Source organism: Sessilibacter corallicola, from assembly GCF_021290925.1.
GTDB lineage: Bacteria > Pseudomonadota > Gammaproteobacteria > Pseudomonadales > Cellvibrionaceae > Sessilibacter > Sessilibacter corallicola.
On sequence record NZ_JAJSLX010000002.1, the window covers coordinates 1,182,552 to 1,198,930 of the forward strand.

The window sequence follows — 16,379 nt, forward strand, 5'->3', positions numbered from 1 at the left end:
GTGGAAAGCTTTATCAATATGTTGGCTTGGGTTGGGGTTTTTGCTCCGGTTGCGTTTGGTGCCATTGGCAGTGTTTTAGGGTGTGCGTTTGCCGGTCAAGCGGCCATAGGAGCGCTCCTCGATACCGATACTAATTACGGCCGCTTTATCGGCTTGTCGGTTCTACCGTCAACGTTTGTGATTTACGGCATTGTTTTAATGTTTACCTTGCAAGCTCAAGTGTCCCCAGTTTCAGGTGGTGGTTTGTTTGCCATTGGAGTGTTGTCGGGCATTGCGCTATTGGTGACGGCGCTCTGGCAGGGTCGGTTGTGTGTGTCGGCGATTAATGCAATCAAAGAAAAACCTGAAATCTTTGGTTTGTCGATTACTCCCGTAGCAATCATCGAAGGGTTTGGTGTTTTTGTTTTTATTTTTGCTTTGGTGCTTTCTGGTAATCTTTCTGCGTAAGGGGCTCATCCATGAAATCGACTGTTATATCGTCGGGTGTTCAAGAATTAATTGAGCGGATTCGCACGGAAGGCGTAGAAGATGCGAAATCAGAATCCAAACAAATTCTTGCCGATGCCAATAATCAGGCGAACGATATCGTTCGTAATGCCGAACAACAAGCTGAAAAAATTCTGTTAGATGCACGCTTACAAATTCAGCGCGATCATCAAGCAGCTACCGATGCGTTGCAGGTTGCTTATCGAGATATGATCTTAGATATCAAAGGGCATTTGCTGAATCGCTTTTCAGAAGAGGTCAGTCATTTGGTGCGTTCGACCGTCAATCAAACGGAAATCCTCGAAACACTTGTAGTTGAAGCATGCAAACATTTGCTCAGTGATATTGGGGCCAACAGCGACGATAAAGTTGAAGTTCAATTATCTCGGGAAGCACTAGATCTGCACGATATTAAAGAGAACCCCGAAAAAGCGGCTCAGGGAAAAATCGCTGATTTGGCTTTTTCTGTGCAAAAAGATGTTCTTGAGCAAGGCATTTTCTTTACCAAGAGAAACGACAATTTATCGGGCATTAAAATATTGCTGAATGACAACACGGTGGAAGTGGATGTTAGTGATAAAGCCATTTCGGATTTATTGCTGTCGTACCTAAATCCAAGATTTCGCGCGGTGTTGGATGGAATTATTCATACATGATGTCCTCTAGGCGTTATCAGTATACGTTTTTGATGTCCAGTTTACCCAGGTTTCACAAAACATGGGAAAAGAATTCGTCTTTGATTTCAAAACCAAGATTGAATCAGCGCCTGAACTCGTTAACCGAATCTGATCGCCGTTTATTGAACAATGCCTGCAATGTATTTTCTTTTTTGTTGTTCGATAAACCACTGAATAATATGTTTTTTCATCGGAAAGAATACGATTTAAATAATCCATTTGGTATTTCTCCGTCGATTGAATCCGACGTGCTGAATTATTTGTCACAGTTCAGATTCTTTGCCTTGTTTTTTACATACAAAACCTACGATAAAGAATTGTTGATCCCTAAATGGGTTAATAAAACCTTTGCAATGAACGTACGCAGTCGATGGGATATTGATAAAAGCATCTTTAAATTACGCTACGCGTATCTAGAAAGTATGGAGCAATTGATTGAAAGTAACCAGTTTGCCGAACTGAAAAAACTGGAGATGCAATCCGTTTGGAAACTGCTCTATAACAAACTGAATGAGACGGAATTTGATATTCACAGCGTAACGATGTATGTCATGCAATGGCTAATGGTAAACCACAAGTTAACCGCGTCTGAGAATCCCATTTTCGACATGTTCGAACACTCTGCCCAGCGCGCAATTCACCGTTACCAAACACAGAAAGATTAACTTTGTTGAGTCGACAATGGATACCAAGCCAAAAATTACCGCGAGAGTCGTTGCTGTTCAGGATGATTTGGTCACTATCGAGAGTATTACTACGGAGAATGGCTCTCATCCATTAACCAAAAATGAAGTGATTTACATCTTACCTTCGCGATTGGCTGACGACGGCCGCCAGGAATATCTGAAGGCTGAGGTTTTAAGAATTTCCGGTAATCGCGCGGATGCTCAGGTGTATGAAAGTACATCAGGCGTCGGCGTTGGCGATAGTGTTGTGCAAACGGATGAATTGCTCTCGGTGGAATTGGGGCCTGGCTTGCTCGGTACCGTGTACGACGGTTTGCAAAACCCCTTAAATGAGTTATCGAATCAATACGGAACTTTTTTGCCGCGTGGCGTTGATCTCAGTGCATTAGATCACTCGCGAAAATGGCTGTTTAATCCGTCGGTGAAAGCCGGAGATATTGTCCGAGCCGGTGACGAACTTGGCTGGGTGGCGGAATCTCGTTTTAATCACTTAATTATGGCTCCTTTTGATTTGTTGGGGCCGTGGAAAATTTCTTGGATTCAAAAGGGCAGTTTTACCGTTGAGGAAAACGTATTAGAAATTGTACCGGTTTCCGATGAGGTGAATTCTGTGCAAGCGCCTCGGTTGATCGGTTTAAAACAGCGGTGGCCAATTCGTATTCCCATCGGTAAAAGTTTAATTCAGCGCAGCCAAGCCGAGCGAGGTTACCCTACTCATCCGTTGGTCACCACAATTCGGTTGATCGATACTTTTTTTCCTATTGCTAAAGGTGGCACTGCTTGTATTCCTGGGCCTTTCGGCGCCGGTAAGACAGTATTGCAGGGTTTGATTTCTCGCTACAGCGATGTAGATATCGTCATTGTTGTGGCCTGTGGTGAGCGAGCGGGTGAAGTCGTTGAAACCATCCGAGAATTTCCCAATCTGCAAGATCCAAAAACCGGCGGCACGTTAATGGAGCGCACGATCATCATTTGCAATACCTCGTCGATGCCTGTGGCCGCCCGAGAGGCATCCATTTATACCGGCATTACATTGGGGGAATATTATCAATCGATGGGTCTCGATGTGTTGCTCATTGCCGATTCTACGTCTCGTTGGGCTCAAGCCATGCGAGAAACTTCCGGGCGCTTAGAAGAGATTCCCGGTGAAGAGGCGTTTCCAGCGTATTTGGATTCTTCGATTAAATCGGTTTATGAACGCGCCGGAATTTTAACGACGATGAATACCGAAAAATCTCGTTCGGGCAGTTTGACCATGATCGGTACAGTGTCACCAGCGGGCGGTAATTTTGAGGAGCCCGTAACTCAGTCTACTTTGTCGACGGTGAAAACATTTTTAGGTTTATCGTCTGATCGTGCTTACCGCCGTTTTTATCCTGCCATTGATCCTTTGATTTCTTGGTCTCGATACGTACCTCAATTAAAAGATTGGTATGTCAACAATATGGGTGAAGATTGGTTACCAAGGATTAATAAGTTAAAACAGATTCTCACTAAAGGGGAAGATGTCAGAAGTATGATGCAGGTCGCTGGTGAAGAAGGTATTACAGTTGATGATTTTATTTTACATCAGAGGGCAGAATTCATCGACAGAATCTTTTTACAACAAGATGCCTTTGATTCGGTGGACGTATCAGTACCGTTAGAACGGCAAAATGCACTATTAAATTTAATCGATGAGATTTGCGTTTATGATCTTAAATGCAGTGACAAAACCGAAATCCGAGAATGGTTTACGGAGTTAACAAACATCGTAAAGAACTTAAATTATTCAAAAATGAATGATGTTGGCTATAAAAATTATATTTCTAAAATAAAAGAAATGATGAAGTAATTTTTATAAAAGAGGTAAGCTGCAGGTTCCCTTCCTGAGAAAAATGGCTGGCATCCGTGCCACAGCCAACAATCACTCTTTAGGCAATTTACATTGCCGACTCAAGTGCTTCTACCTACTGAAATCGGTGACACCAGTTGTTGTGTGTTACACATTATGTATTACAAAAACTGATGTACAAAAAATTGGTTCTGAGTGGAATAACTCTGATGCTAGAAAGCTAAATTTCGTGATTTGATCAGAGTATAAATACAAAAAATAAAAATTGCCAACACTGAATTATTATCTACACGTTGGAATACATTTAATTAGAAATTTATCAACAGTACTATATAGAATTTCTAATCGCAGTCATAGGTGATTTTTACTGCTTGTCTGTATTCTGTGGTTTTAATAAAGCCAAAATCATAGTTAAGTATTAAACGAATAATAAGTTCGCATTCATCGATAAATGTATTGTGGGCGATTTTGTAGAAAAGTGAAGACAAAATTATTGAACATGATGTTCTGCGAACCGATTAACTTAACCGGTGAATTGTTTTCTTTGATTTGTTTTTAAGCGCCAGGGTATTTAACGGCGTTAAATGATTGAGTGTTAGCCGTTTAAATTACCAATGAGTAATGATTTTATATTAATCAACTAAAGTATTAAATCGACTTTAGTGATGGAATTTAACGCGATTTTTTTTGAATAAATTTGTACTGAAGAAAAATTATTTTGATTTAAATACCGGTGAGTCGGTTAAGCTTGTTGCTTTTGTATTCAAATGGTTCGATTAAATTCGTTTTGTAAACTTTAAATTATAAATAAGAACCATTTGCTTTAAATTAATTATTTAAAGTAAAACAGATATGTTGTTAAGAGAGTAGGTTTTTATTTCAAGGCAGAACTGATGCAATTGCAGCGCATTATTTTTCTTTAATTTGCGGCTATGATTTTTATGCACCGATTTGGTGCTATTTTTTTAATATTGTTAAGTTTTCTGATTATTTTAATTTCCAAAATTGTACAATTTCGTTTTCTAAAGCAATTGGGAATTAAATTTTTATTAATATTCAATTTTACTATTTAAAATAATCCAGGCCACTCTTCACAAGATTGAAATACTTAAGAGTGCGTGTCTGGCCTGGAGATTAAATCTAGTTTGAAAAATTGTGTTTAGTCTGAATGCACACGTTCGAATCTGAGCACTAGTTAGTCTTCCTGATTTGACCCGGCGGTATTCCCACACGATTTTTATAGGCTTTACGAAATGCTGCTTCGGTTTCGTAGCCAACTTGATCAGAAATTTGGGCAATGGATAAATCGGTTGTTTTAAGTAGGTTGGTTGCCACGGTCATTCGCCATTGCGATAAATACTGCATAGCAGGAATTCCTACCTTTTCGTGAAAATACTGCGCAAAGGTGGAGCGGCCCATCAGTGCTAATTTCGATAATTTTTCCAATGTCCAAGATTCTTGAGGCTGATTGTGAATTGCGGTGAGCACGTTGCTGAGTTTCGGATCAAAAAAGGCGGTGAGTAATCCTTCTTTAACGTAACCGCGACGAATTTGCAGGCGTAAAATTTCAATAAACATTAAAAAAGAAATCTGATTAACCGTTGCATGAAAGCCTGCGTCTTTGCGTTGTAATTCGGCCACTAATAAATCAATCAACAATCTTAATGAAGGTGTTTCACTCATCTGCTGCAAACCGAGGAAAATCATAGAATCCAAAGAATCCAGTAATGGCCAACTGGTTTGATTTCGAAATTCGAAAAAACCACAAATCATTCGGGTATCGGGTGTTTCCTCTAAATGCTGTAACACTTCTGGTGGTTGGTTGATCCATTTTTGATCAGGTGGATTGCGACCGTGACAAATAATGTGTTGATCGTCTCTTGGAAAAACCACCATATCGCCTGCACCCATTCGGGTTGGCGGCTGATTTTCAAAATGCAGCCAAGCTTCGCCGTGGGCAATTAGGTGAAAGGGCATTTTGCGATGGCCAGAGGTATCAACCGCCCAATTGCCGCAGAAACGACCGTCCATATACACCTCAGCTCTCAAGTCGAGTTTGGAGACAACCGAGCTGAGGGCATCGGGTTGATCTATCGAGTAATCTGTACGAATGGACATAAATATTGCACTAACTGATTCATTGCGTATGAAATGTTCCTTTATAGTAGCGCCTGCCTAATTTGCTTGCCAGCGAATTCAGGCGTCGAAATCTATAGAACTATTAATTCATCCTCTCGGAGGTAAACATGCAAGCTTTAAAAACTCTAGCGGTGGCTTTCTTTGTACTTTGTGGCGTATTTGCCAATGCTGAGGTTGCTAAGCAAAATAAAGACGGTGTAACTGTAATTCACCTTGATCAGCACGGTGGCTATTTCGCTGCACAAGAAACTCTAGCTGATCTAAAACCAGGTAAATACGAATTCGTAGTAGAAAACAAGTCTGAAAAGCAAGTTGGCTTCCAAGTACAAAATCTTTCTAACAAGAAAAACTTAGACGTATTTCTTCTTGAACCAGGCGAAACTCGTACTTCTAAGGTAGAAGTTGGTAAAGAAGGCGTTCGTTTCCGTTGTCCGCTAAACCCAACTCCTTGGTACGACGTAGACGTTATTAACTAAGTTATTTAGTTAAAAAACGCTTTAAAAGCACGCTTACAGGCGTGCTTTTTTCGTTTTAATGCCCAGCAAATTTACGCTTCTTTTTCCGTCATTTTCTCTTTTGCTTGCAGGCTTTTAATAGCCGCCTGTTTTGAGCTTTAACCCGTCAATAATAATCTCTCAGTTTTGATTGCCTCATAATCTTCTGTGGTTTATCTCCTATGCTTTAACCAGTACTCGGTTTGCTATTTGTAGGCTCGTCGTTAATCGCTCTAAAATAGTGGATGAAAGCAGTGTATTTCTGCGAATTAATACGTCGAGGTGGCGGGTGATAAAAAAGGCAGAACGGCATCTTAAGATGCTGATTATCTTGTGTTTGGTACTCATTGGTATTCACGCATTGAATATTTATCTGAGCGGACGTTTGGTTTACTTAGGTATTGCCCCGAGAAATGTGCCGGAACTGTGGCATATTTATACGGCGCCCTTTATTCACGGTAGCTGGGGGCACCTTATCAATAATCTGATTGGTTTGGTTATTTTCAGCGCTTTGTGCCTGATGCGATCGCTGCGATTTTGGCTGACGGCTTCGATTTTTATCATTACCGTTGGTGGATTTCTTACCTGGGCGTTGGCTCGCGGCACATTGCACGTGGGGGCCAGTGGCTGGGTGTTTGGTTTGTGGAGTTTGCTGATCTTGATGGGGTGGTTTGATCGTCGATTTGGCAGTATTGCGATTGCCGTATTAGTGGTGATTTTTTACGGCGGTATGGTGTTTGGTGTGTTGCCGACTAACGCGCGAATCTCGTTTGAATCGCATTTATTTGGCGCTATTGCCGGGGCAGTATTTGCGTCTTTGTTTGCTAAAAAGTCCTGGGCGCAGTAGCAGTAGCATTACATTAGAGGTGCCGAGAGGGCACCTATTACCAATGAATGGATCGTTTACTGTTTTAGCGTAATGTCAAAATCGTCGGCGTCCATCCAGGCGGGAAACTTTTCTCTGAATGCGTGTAATTCGTTGTAGTCCAATACACCTGTTTCAATAAATTCTTGATGTGTCGGTTGATCAATCAGTGTTTCACCTCGGTGATTGATCAACATAGAATCGCCGCTAAAACGCCAACCTTTTCCGTCTTCTCCGACTCGATTCACACCAATAACGTAGCTCAGATTTTCAATCGCGCGAGCCATTAATAAGCTGCGCCAAGGGTGACGCCTGCTTTCAGGCCAACTGGCGATACAGATCATTGCGTCGTAGTCGTTTTTGTTGCGACAAAATACCGGGAAGCGAAGGTCGTAGCAGACGGTCAATAAAATCTTCCAACCTTTATAGGTCACGCATTTGCGCTGATCGCCCGGCGCATAACGCTTGTGTTCGTCGGCCATGCGGAACAAATGAACCTTGTCATAGTGAACCGGCTCGCCATGAGGCGGCACAAACCACAATCGATTGGTATTGGACGTTCCATCATTAAAGGCCGTGCTGCCGCAAATGGCTGCATCCAGTCGATTGGCTTGCTCAACCATCCAGGCGAGCGTTGGCGCTGCGCTGTCGGTAATGTCTAAGTCAGGCTCGGTAGTAAAGCCTGAGGTAAACATTTCTGGAAGTACGATAAGATCGGTTTTTCCCGATAACTGATCGAATTTTTTACCCAGCATTTGGCGGTTTTTTTCCGGTTCGTGCCAAATTAAATCGGTTTGAACCAAAGAGACTCGCAAGGGCTGGATCATGGTGAGCTAACCTAATAGTAATAAATTAGAATCGCGTGATTTTAAAATTTACTGAGCAATGTTGTATTGGTCGGCAATTTCTTTGATAAACGGTTTTTCAATCGTAATCTCAGATTGGTCCAGGCCATCCAATTCATAGGGAAGAACCAGCCAATCTTCGGTTGAGTGAATATAAAAATCCGGCGCTCGTTCTACGCGTTCAAAACTCGGTTTACGGTACAAGGTTGCGATTTTTACCTCTTGGGGCATATTGCGACGTGTTTTTTTCTCTAATCGGCTGATCACTGCCTGCACGTTCAGGCCGGTGCTGTATACGTCGTCAACGATCAACAATTTATGGTGCGATTCGAGATTATCTAATAGATATTGTGTGCCGTGAACACGAATGTTCTCGTGTTGTTCAACCATCTCGTTGTAGCTGCTCAAGCCGCGATAAGACGTGCGCAACGAGATATGATTGGTTTTGACGCCCAGATACTCCAAACAATCTTGCACCGCAATACCGACTGGAGAGCCACCGCGCCAAAGGCCCACGATAAAATCCGGTCTGAAGCCGCTTTTGTAGATTTTTGCAGCAAGGCGGTAGGAATCAAGAAGGGTATCTTCTGCGGTTAAAAATTGTTTGATCATTCAGGACGTTTCTCGTCTTTATAAGTATTCGGTGAAATTCAGTGAAAAAATAGGTATTCAGCAAAAGTTCGCATTAACATAGAACGCAAGTATATAATAACTGACCGAAGAGACAAAAACTTGAGTAAAAACATTCATGGCCGACAAACTGTACCTTTCTTCCCAACAACTGTTAGAGGATTCTTTTAAGCTGGGCGCACAAGTGCTTGCCAGTGGGTTTCGGCCGAAAGTTATCATCGCACTGTGGCGCGGTGGAACCCCCATTGGTATTGCGGTACAAGAATTTATCGATTACTACGGCAATTGTCAGTCTGATCACATCGCGATTCGAACGTCTTCTTACTCGGGCATTGGTGAGCGTTCCGATAACATTCGCATTCACGGTTTGAACTACTTATTGAAGAACATCAATTACGACGATCCGCTGTTGATTGTGGACGATGTGTTCGACACCGGCCGCACCATTGATGCATTAATTAAGGAACTTAAAAATAAAACGAAAAAGAATTGTCCTCAGGATATTCGCGTTGCTGTTCCTTATTACAAGCCTAAATCGAATTTAACGGATCGTGTTCCTGACTATTATTTACACGAGACCGAGCAGTGGTTGAAGTTTCCATTTTCGCTTGAAGGTCTTACCGTTGATGAGATCAAGAAAAATCGCCCGAAAATCTATGAAATTATCGGTGACCTTTTAGAAGACGACCAGTAACTGCTTTTTTAAATATTCGATGCTTGATTTCAATGGATAGCGATAGATATCCATAAATAGAACGAGCATCGAATAATTGATTGATAAGTCAGTAAGGTGATGAATTAACCGACGCTCGTTTTCTCCTGTGATTTCACCTTTTTTCATTCCGTTGTTTTTTATTGTCTAAATCGCTTTCTGAATTATTTTCTCAGTTCTCTTTTCTCGGCTTTCTTTCCTCAGTTCTTTAATTTGTAGCGATTTGCTTAAGTTGTGAGTCCGAAAAGTTCCTTCACAAACTCCTTTTAAATTGAATATGCTTATTACTTGGTGTTAAATAATTGTAATAGGCTATTTCAATTTCAACCTCAGAGCTTCAATGATAGGGTAGGTGTACCAAGCTTATAGGTACCAAGCTCATAGAAAGGAGAGAAACGTCTGTGAAACAATCACTTGGCTCAGAACTAACGCAGCCGACCACATCGGGTGACGATGTCTTGCGTGAAAATATTCGTATGCTCGGTCGTGTCCTTGGCAATACGATTTCTAAAGCCCACGGCGACGAAGTACTCGAACAAATCGAAGCCATTCGGCAAATGTCTTTAGATTCTCGCAAAGGTAATGACGACGCTAGAAATCAGCTCACCCAATTACTCGCCTCTCTTTCTGATGAGCAAATGTTGCTGGTAGCACGCTCTTTTAATCAGTTTTTGAATCTCGCCAATATTGCCGAGCAATATCAAACAATCACACCCGGAGAAGGTTCTGCCCACGCAGGCGAAAGTTCTCTTCGGGCCTTTTTGATCAAAGCCAAAAATGATGTCAATCCGGCGGAGTTTTATAAAGCGTTGGATGACTTATCAATTGATCTGGTTTTTACCGCTCACCCAACAGAAGTATCGCGTCGAACCCTTGTCCAAAAACATCAGTCCATTAACAGCTGTTTGGATGCCTTAACTCGGGTTGGCGATGCCCAAGAGCGCGAAGAAATCGAATTGCGCATTGCCGATTTAATCACCCAAGCTTGGCATACCGATGAAATTCGTGAGCGCCGACCAACACCTGTGGACGAGGCAAAGTGGGGATTCTCGGTTTTCGAACACTCCTTGTGGTTTGCCGTGCCCAAATTTATGCGCAGCCTACACAAAATGCTCGAATCCGAAATGGACGCGACCATGCCATTAAATTGGATGCCGTTAACTTTTGGTTCTTGGATGGGTGGCGATCGCGATGGCAATCCTTTTGTAACGGCCACTGTTACTCAAGAAGTTTTGTTGTCGAGCCGTTGGATGGCGATGGATCTGTACTATAAAGACATCGATCGTCTTTATACCGAGTTATCTGTTTGGCAATGCAACGATGAACTGAAGGCAAAAGCCGAAGGCAGCTCCGAACCTTACCGAGCCATCATGCGTAAATTACGCGATGAAATCGGCGAGACCAAAGCCGCGATTGCCGCTGTATTAAAGAACGAGAAATCTCCAGCCCGAGACCTCATTAAAAATACCCAGCAACTCGTTGAGCCTCTGGAGCTGTGTTATCAGTCTCTGGTTGAAGTTGGTTTAGACGCAATTGCCAATGGCCGCTTACGCGATACACTTTGGCGTGTTTACGCGTTTGGTGTGCCTCTGCTGAAATTGGATATTCGTCAAGACAGCGAGCGCCATACTGATGTGTTGTCGGAATTAACGCGCTATTTAGGCATTGGCGATTACGCCCAGTGGACTGAATCCGATAAACAAAATTTCTTACTTACTGAGCTCACCTCCAAACGGCCATTAATTCCGGCCGATTGGCAAGCTTCTGAACCCGTGCAAGAAGTGCTCGATACCTGCAAACTGATTGCCGATACCGATCCAGAAGCACTGGGTATTTACATTATTTCTATGGCGCGTCAGCCGTCGGATGTATTGGCCGTGCAACTGTTATTGCGGGAGTGCGGATGCCAATTCCGAATGCCCGTTGCACCATTGTTTGAAACGCTTGATGACTTGGAGCGAGCAGAGTCGGTAATCAGCCAGTTGCTGCAATACGATTGGTATCGCGGTTACCTTCAAGGCAGTCAATACGTAATGATTGGCTACTCCGATTCCGCCAAAGATGCAGGCTTCTTTGCCGCAGGTTGGGCGCAGTACCACGCTCAAGAATCCCTGATTAAAGTCGCCGAAGACAATAATCTCAAATTAGTACTATTCCACGGTCGCGGCGGCACGGTTGGTCGTGGCGGTGCGCCTGCACACAGTGCGTTGTTGTCTCAACCTCCGGGCAGTTTGGCGGGCGGATTACGCGTAACCGAGCAGGGCGAAATGATTCGCTTTAAATACGGTTTGCCTGAACTGGCCGTGCAATCCATGTCGCGATTCACCGCTGCAATTTTGGAAGGCAATTTAATTCCACCGCCAAAACCAAAACAGTCTTGGCGCGACGCTATGGCAAAACTCAGCGAAGAATCCTGTCGCGTGTATCGATCGGTTGTGCGTGAAGATCCTGAGTTTGTTCCTTACTTCCGTGCTGCAACGCCTGAGCAAGAACTGGGTAAATTGCCGTTAGGTTCACGCCCAACCAAGCGCAAGCCCGGCGGTGGTGTTGAAACTTTACGCGCGATTCCTTGGATTTTTGCCTGGTCGCAAAATCGCATGATGTTACCGGCCTGGTTAGGTACCGGTGAAGCACTGCAAATCGCCTTGCGCGAACAATCAGAAGCGTTGCATGAAATGACCGAACAGTGGCCGTTTTTCAGAACTCGCTTGTCGATGCTAGAAATGGTGTTTTCCAAAACTGACCCTTGGTTGGCGGCGCTGTACGATGAAAAACTGGTGGATGAGAGTCAGCAACACTGGGGCGAACGTCTGCGGAAAATGCTGCAAAACTCCGTTGACCAAGTGGTTGAATTGGTTCCTGAACATCAATTGATGAAGACCGATCCGCAAATTCAAGCGTCTATTAAAGGCCGCAGTCCTTACATTGATCCGCTGAATATTTTGCAAGTAGAGCTGTTAAAGCGCATGCGCGATTGCGGTGAGGTGTGTGGCGGTACCATGCTAGAAAAAGCCTTGATGGTCACCATTGCTGGTGTTGCCGCTGGCTTGAGAAATACGGGTTAATTGTTGGCTGCTAGATTCTAGCTTCTAGTAAAACATTAGACGTTTAAGATCAATAAAAGCCGGTACTGATTACCGGCTTTTATTTTTTCGAATATTTCTCTAACGAGTGATTTAAGTAATCAATCTGATGTGAATACGCTTTGTATTACAAGTCACCCAACTGAGGTCGAATCAATAAGTCTTCTACCACGGTTCTTTCGCTGAGGCAGTAAGTGGTGTAGGTGAGTTCGGCAATATCTTCCGGTTTCATCAGTCGCTCTTGTGCAACATCAACTCCCGCCCAACTGTCGGTGTAGGTCGCGCCTGGCAGCAACGAGGTCACTCGAATATTAAACGGCTTCATTTCTTCCCTGAGAACCTTCGAAAACCCATACAACGCAAATTTACTGATACTGTAAGAGCCGCCATTGCTGTAGGCCATCACCGAGGCTATAGAGCACATATTGAAGATGTGACCGCGCTTTTGCGATTTCATGGGCTCAATAAGTGCGCGAGTCAGATAGTAGGCCGAATACAAATTGGTATTTATTTGCGATTCTAAAACACCGTCGTCTTCGGTGTGCACTTCACCGGGTGTAAATACGCCGGTATTGTTAATGAGTACTTCAATCGGTAAATTCAACGACAGAACAAACTCTGCAAACGCGAATGTTTCTGGCTTTTGCGATAAATCGGCCTGCTTAACGTAAAGTTTGTTGGAACCGTTTTGTTCTAGCGATTTTTTTAATGCGTCTAAATCTTCGAGAGAGCGTGCACAGGTGATAACGGTATAACCTTCTTGAAAAAAGCGCTCAACCAGTGCACGACCAATACCTTTTGTACCTCCAGTAACGACGACCGCGAGGTTTGCGTTGTTCTCTGCCAAAATACGTCCTTAGAATTTGTAACTGATTTCTCGCTTATTGTAATGTCTCAATAGCTCAGATGACAGTTCTTTTATTTGAAACTCTAAGTGTTCGTAGAACAACCCTAAATGGTAACCATCGACGACACCGTGATGGCATTGCAGCGCAACGGGTACGATAAAATCTTTTCGTCTCGAACCTATTTTTTTACCGATGGTTAATACCGGGTTGTAACCGTAGTGAGAAAAAAACGGTTGTTGAAAATGGGTGAATGAAATCCAGGGAATGCTGGAAATAAAAAACATATGATTTTTATCTTTAATGGCCAAATCCGGTTTTTCTCGGGTTTGGGCAATGTCGTCGCTGAGCGATTGATTAAACGCGTAAAATTCCTGATTGTATTTCGAATCGCAAAAACTGAATGTTTTATCTTCCAATAAAACGGTGTATCCAGGATCGACCGATTCGAATTCGCACAGTTCGTCGTTGACAACTCTGTGTCTGAATTCTGGAATCTCATTCATTACGCGAGAAAAACAGTACACCAGGGCAATAAAAAAGCTAAATCCATTTTCTTTTGTCGCATGTTTAAGATCAGTGACGTCCACCTCTGCGGTGACACTAATGGTGGGGTTGTCGTATTGCTTAAAAACGTGGAATAAATCTTTGCGTGCGTAGGAGTCTAAATCGATTAACTTTTTTTGAGGATACCGATAAGCGCCCATAGTACTCTCCTGAATAAGTAGTTATTAAATTAATAATCAGTCGTCGAGCAAACACAGTGAAAAGTTTGCCACTCCTGTTTCTTCGTTGAAAGAAGAATTTGGGTATTATTTAATGTAAATTGAACTAAAAAAAATTGTTTAAATTAAGATGTATGTACCAATCAGAGGTTTTTTCACCATAGGTTCTTTTACTACATATACTACATAGGTTCTTTCACCACAGGTTTCTGAATTCTAACTGGTTGGTTAACATCTCGTTACAGCAGGCTGTTATACAGCGTCATAAAGTACCGCGGATAATAGGTGGTTGTTCGTAAATCGTAAATTACATCTGCATATTCAGGTTTGTAATGGCAAGCTCTTGTGTTAATTGCGATGTTCCAGACCGTGTATGTCGTTCTCGGCTAATTCATTATTAAAATTGTGCTTATCCGAAATTGCTCAGCGGCTCGAACGCAGAATAATACAATACCAGTTATATAGCCAAATCCGTTGTATGTGAATCACATTTTTTCCCTGATAAACGCAATAATTGATCGTCAACAAGCTGTTGTGAGTCTTTTTGCCACTCCTTTATAGCGTTATTAACCGATGGCTCGAAGCCTGAGCAATTAATCGTCGGTAGCGATCTTGAGATTACAACCGAGGAATACCAACAAGCGTCGTGCTCATCGCTGAACCAATACCAATGGCTGATTGGCGGAAGGAATAAAATAGTTGGAATTCCTAGGGCACCTGCAAGATGCACTGTGACGTTATCGACTGTTATTAATAAATCAAGTGTATTCAATTGAGACGATAATTCGATCAGAGGATTGGCTGAATCCTGTCTATTCACGGTGACATTCAACGTTTTTAAATACCCTAAGTCTTCTGAATTGATGTCACTTTCCAGTGCCACAAATTCGCAGTTGGTATTGCTCAATAAATGATGCCAGTGTCGCAGATCAATTTGAGTTCGCGCTTCAGAGGCTGCGTCTGTTTTCCAGGAAAAACCAATTCTGATCTTACGGTTTGATTGCATGGTCGGTTTTGACTTTTTAAACATTGTGTAATCTTTCGGATGCATTAAATCGGAAAAATCACGGAAAAAATATTGCGCCATGGATCCCAAGGCAATAAAACCGTCGAATTCCGAATAGTCCTGAGAATAGTCACTCGGTAATAGTTTGATGTTGGAATTTTCTGTATCAATTAATGCTTTTACGGGCGAATTAATTTTCACTGTTACCTTACAATTAACACGAGTGATTAAGCGCAAAAATAAAATTTGCTCGCAGATATTGCCATCGGCCCAGACCAATAAATGATATTGGCTGTGCGACGTTAGATCTGTGTTACCTTCCCATAAAGGAATGGGAGGATTCCAACGGACGACATTCGGGTTTTTGAATCGCCATTCGTATTCTTGCCAACCGAGGGTAAACTGGCCGCTGAACAGCGCTAAATAAGCCAGTTGTATGTGTGCGTCAACACAAGTGTATTCTAATTCAATCGCTTTGCTCAAAAGATTGACGGCTTCAAAGTAGCGCTGCAAAGACTTTTCGATAACCGCTAACTTGACCAAATAGACAGCACTGCTGGGGGCGAGCTCGGTAGCCAAAAGCGCGGCAGCTTTCGCGCTGTGATAATCGCCTGTTTGGGCGTAGCAATCACAAAGCAAAGTCAGTAGCTCTGGGTGCGGGTATTGATTTAATACCGTATTAATTAATTCGATGGCTTCATTTAACTCGCCAAGCTTCATGCACGTCTTGATCAGTAGGACTTTTAAATTCAAGGAGTTTTTTAACTGCCCATTGGTAACCATTAAAAATTCTTTAGCCGTTTTTTGGTGTTCTTCAAAATAAGGTTCGTTGATAAAGCGGCTAATTTGCTGCTCAGGCAGCCCCAGCGTCAAGGCTTTTTCAAAGCAGGACAAACTCACATCTAGAAAATTGTTTTTCAGCGCTAAATTAATCAGTGGCACCAAAACATGAACAGAGTCCGACTTCGAGCCCAAATCGGCAATAGCTTGCCGCACGGCTTCGGGGTTCTCGGACTTTAAGGCTGCTTCAAGCGCTTCAATCATGATGCTTCACAAATTTTCAGTATTAGGTGGCTATATAAGACGCTGCATTTGCAGTTTCGGCGTCAATTATTCTTCAGCTCTGGCGATACACTGGGTATAGAGCAATTGCAATGCCAATGATCTAGACCCGGTGGGTACTCATTGTTGTTCTATAGGCGCGATAGATAAAAGAAGGACGATGTTCTACAGAGATTATCTTAACGGTATTAGCATTTCCTATTTACTGATTCTTTGTTGTTGCCATAAATTGATTAAAATATTTTATTAATAAAATTATTTTTTGGTCGGGCTGAGATTTTTAATAAAAA

At 42.6% G+C, this 16,379-nt stretch carries 14 protein-coding genes; 8 read left to right on the forward strand and 6 right to left on the reverse strand.

Annotation, left to right across the window (positions count from 1 at the left end; all coding sequences use genetic code 11):
• The 4 genes from LU361_RS12330 (at position 1) to LU361_RS12345 (ending at position 3,683) form a co-directional block, all read left to right on the forward strand.
• A complete protein-coding gene (locus LU361_RS12330) occupies positions 1-447 on the forward strand; it encodes an ATP synthase subunit C (RefSeq protein WP_233089143.1) in 447 nt (148 codons plus the stop codon).
• An 11-nt stretch (positions 448-458) separates the two neighbouring features.
• Entirely contained in the window at positions 459-1,142 is a 684-nt protein-coding gene (locus LU361_RS12335; protein WP_233089144.1) for a hypothetical protein, read from the forward strand.
• A gap of 80 nt (positions 1,143-1,222) precedes the next feature.
• Entirely contained in the window at positions 1,223-1,828 is a 606-nt protein-coding gene (locus LU361_RS12340) for a hypothetical protein (RefSeq protein WP_233089145.1), read from the forward strand.
• 16 nt (positions 1,829-1,844) lie between these two features.
• Entirely contained in the window at positions 1,845-3,683 is a 1,839-nt protein-coding gene (locus LU361_RS12345; RefSeq protein WP_233089146.1) for a V-type ATP synthase subunit A, read from the forward strand.
• Between the two features lie 1,191 nt (positions 3,684-4,874).
• On the opposite strand, the gene LU361_RS12350 is transcribed toward LU361_RS12345, so the two are convergent.
• On the reverse strand, positions 4,875-5,801 hold the full coding sequence (locus LU361_RS12350) for an AraC family transcriptional regulator (protein ID WP_233089147.1): 927 nt from the start codon (positions 5,799-5,801) through the stop codon (positions 4,875-4,877).
• 128 nt (positions 5,802-5,929) lie between these two features.
• On the opposite strand from LU361_RS12350, the gene LU361_RS12355 reads away from it, so the two are divergent.
• On the forward strand, positions 5,930-6,298 hold the full coding sequence (locus LU361_RS12355; RefSeq protein ID WP_233089148.1) for a hypothetical protein: 369 nt from the start codon (positions 5,930-5,932) through the stop codon (positions 6,296-6,298).
• A 337-nt stretch (positions 6,299-6,635) separates the two neighbouring features.
• A complete protein-coding gene (locus LU361_RS12360) occupies positions 6,636-7,163 on the forward strand; it encodes a rhomboid family intramembrane serine protease (RefSeq protein ID WP_233089149.1) in 528 nt (175 codons plus the stop codon).
• Between the two features lie 56 nt (positions 7,164-7,219).
• On the opposite strand, the gene LU361_RS12365 is transcribed toward LU361_RS12360, so the two are convergent.
• A complete protein-coding gene (locus LU361_RS12365) occupies positions 7,220-8,008 on the reverse strand; it encodes an amidohydrolase (RefSeq protein ID WP_233089150.1) in 789 nt (262 codons plus the stop codon).
• Between the two features lie 48 nt (positions 8,009-8,056).
• Positions 8,057-8,638 (reverse strand): phosphoribosyltransferase, encoded by a 582-nt coding sequence (locus LU361_RS12370; RefSeq protein ID WP_233089151.1) that lies wholly within the window; start codon positions 8,636-8,638, stop codon positions 8,057-8,059.
• A 136-nt stretch (positions 8,639-8,774) separates the two neighbouring features.
• Here LU361_RS12370 and LU361_RS12375 point away from each other — a divergent pair, with 136 nt between their 5' ends.
• Together LU361_RS12375 and ppc are read left to right on the forward strand one after the other, a co-directional pair.
• Positions 8,775-9,350 carry a phosphoribosyltransferase gene (locus LU361_RS12375; RefSeq protein ID WP_233089152.1) on the forward strand — a complete coding sequence of 192 codons (576 nt, stop codon included), beginning with the start codon at positions 8,775-8,777 and terminating at the stop codon, positions 9,348-9,350.
• Positions 9,351-9,769: 419 nt separating this feature from the next.
• Positions 9,770-12,433 (forward strand): phosphoenolpyruvate carboxylase, encoded by a 2,664-nt coding sequence (gene ppc / locus LU361_RS12380; protein ID WP_350338014.1) that lies wholly within the window; start codon positions 9,770-9,772, stop codon positions 12,431-12,433.
• Positions 12,434-12,578: 145 nt separating this feature from the next.
• Here ppc and LU361_RS12385 read toward each other — a convergent pair whose 3' ends face one another.
• The 3 genes from LU361_RS12385 to LU361_RS12395 form a co-directional block, all read right to left on the reverse strand.
• Positions 12,579-13,298 (reverse strand): SDR family NAD(P)-dependent oxidoreductase, encoded by a 720-nt coding sequence (locus LU361_RS12385; RefSeq protein WP_233089153.1) that lies wholly within the window; start codon positions 13,296-13,298, stop codon positions 12,579-12,581.
• Positions 13,299-13,307: 9 nt separating this feature from the next.
• Positions 13,308-14,003 (reverse strand): CatA-like O-acetyltransferase, encoded by a 696-nt coding sequence (locus tag LU361_RS12390; RefSeq protein WP_233089154.1) that lies wholly within the window; start codon positions 14,001-14,003, stop codon positions 13,308-13,310.
• A gap of 475 nt (positions 14,004-14,478) precedes the next feature.
• A complete protein-coding gene (locus LU361_RS12395) occupies positions 14,479-16,071 on the reverse strand; it encodes a tetratricopeptide repeat-containing glycosyltransferase family protein (RefSeq protein WP_233089155.1) in 1,593 nt (530 codons plus the stop codon).
• Between the last annotated feature and the right edge of the window lie 308 nt (positions 16,072-16,379).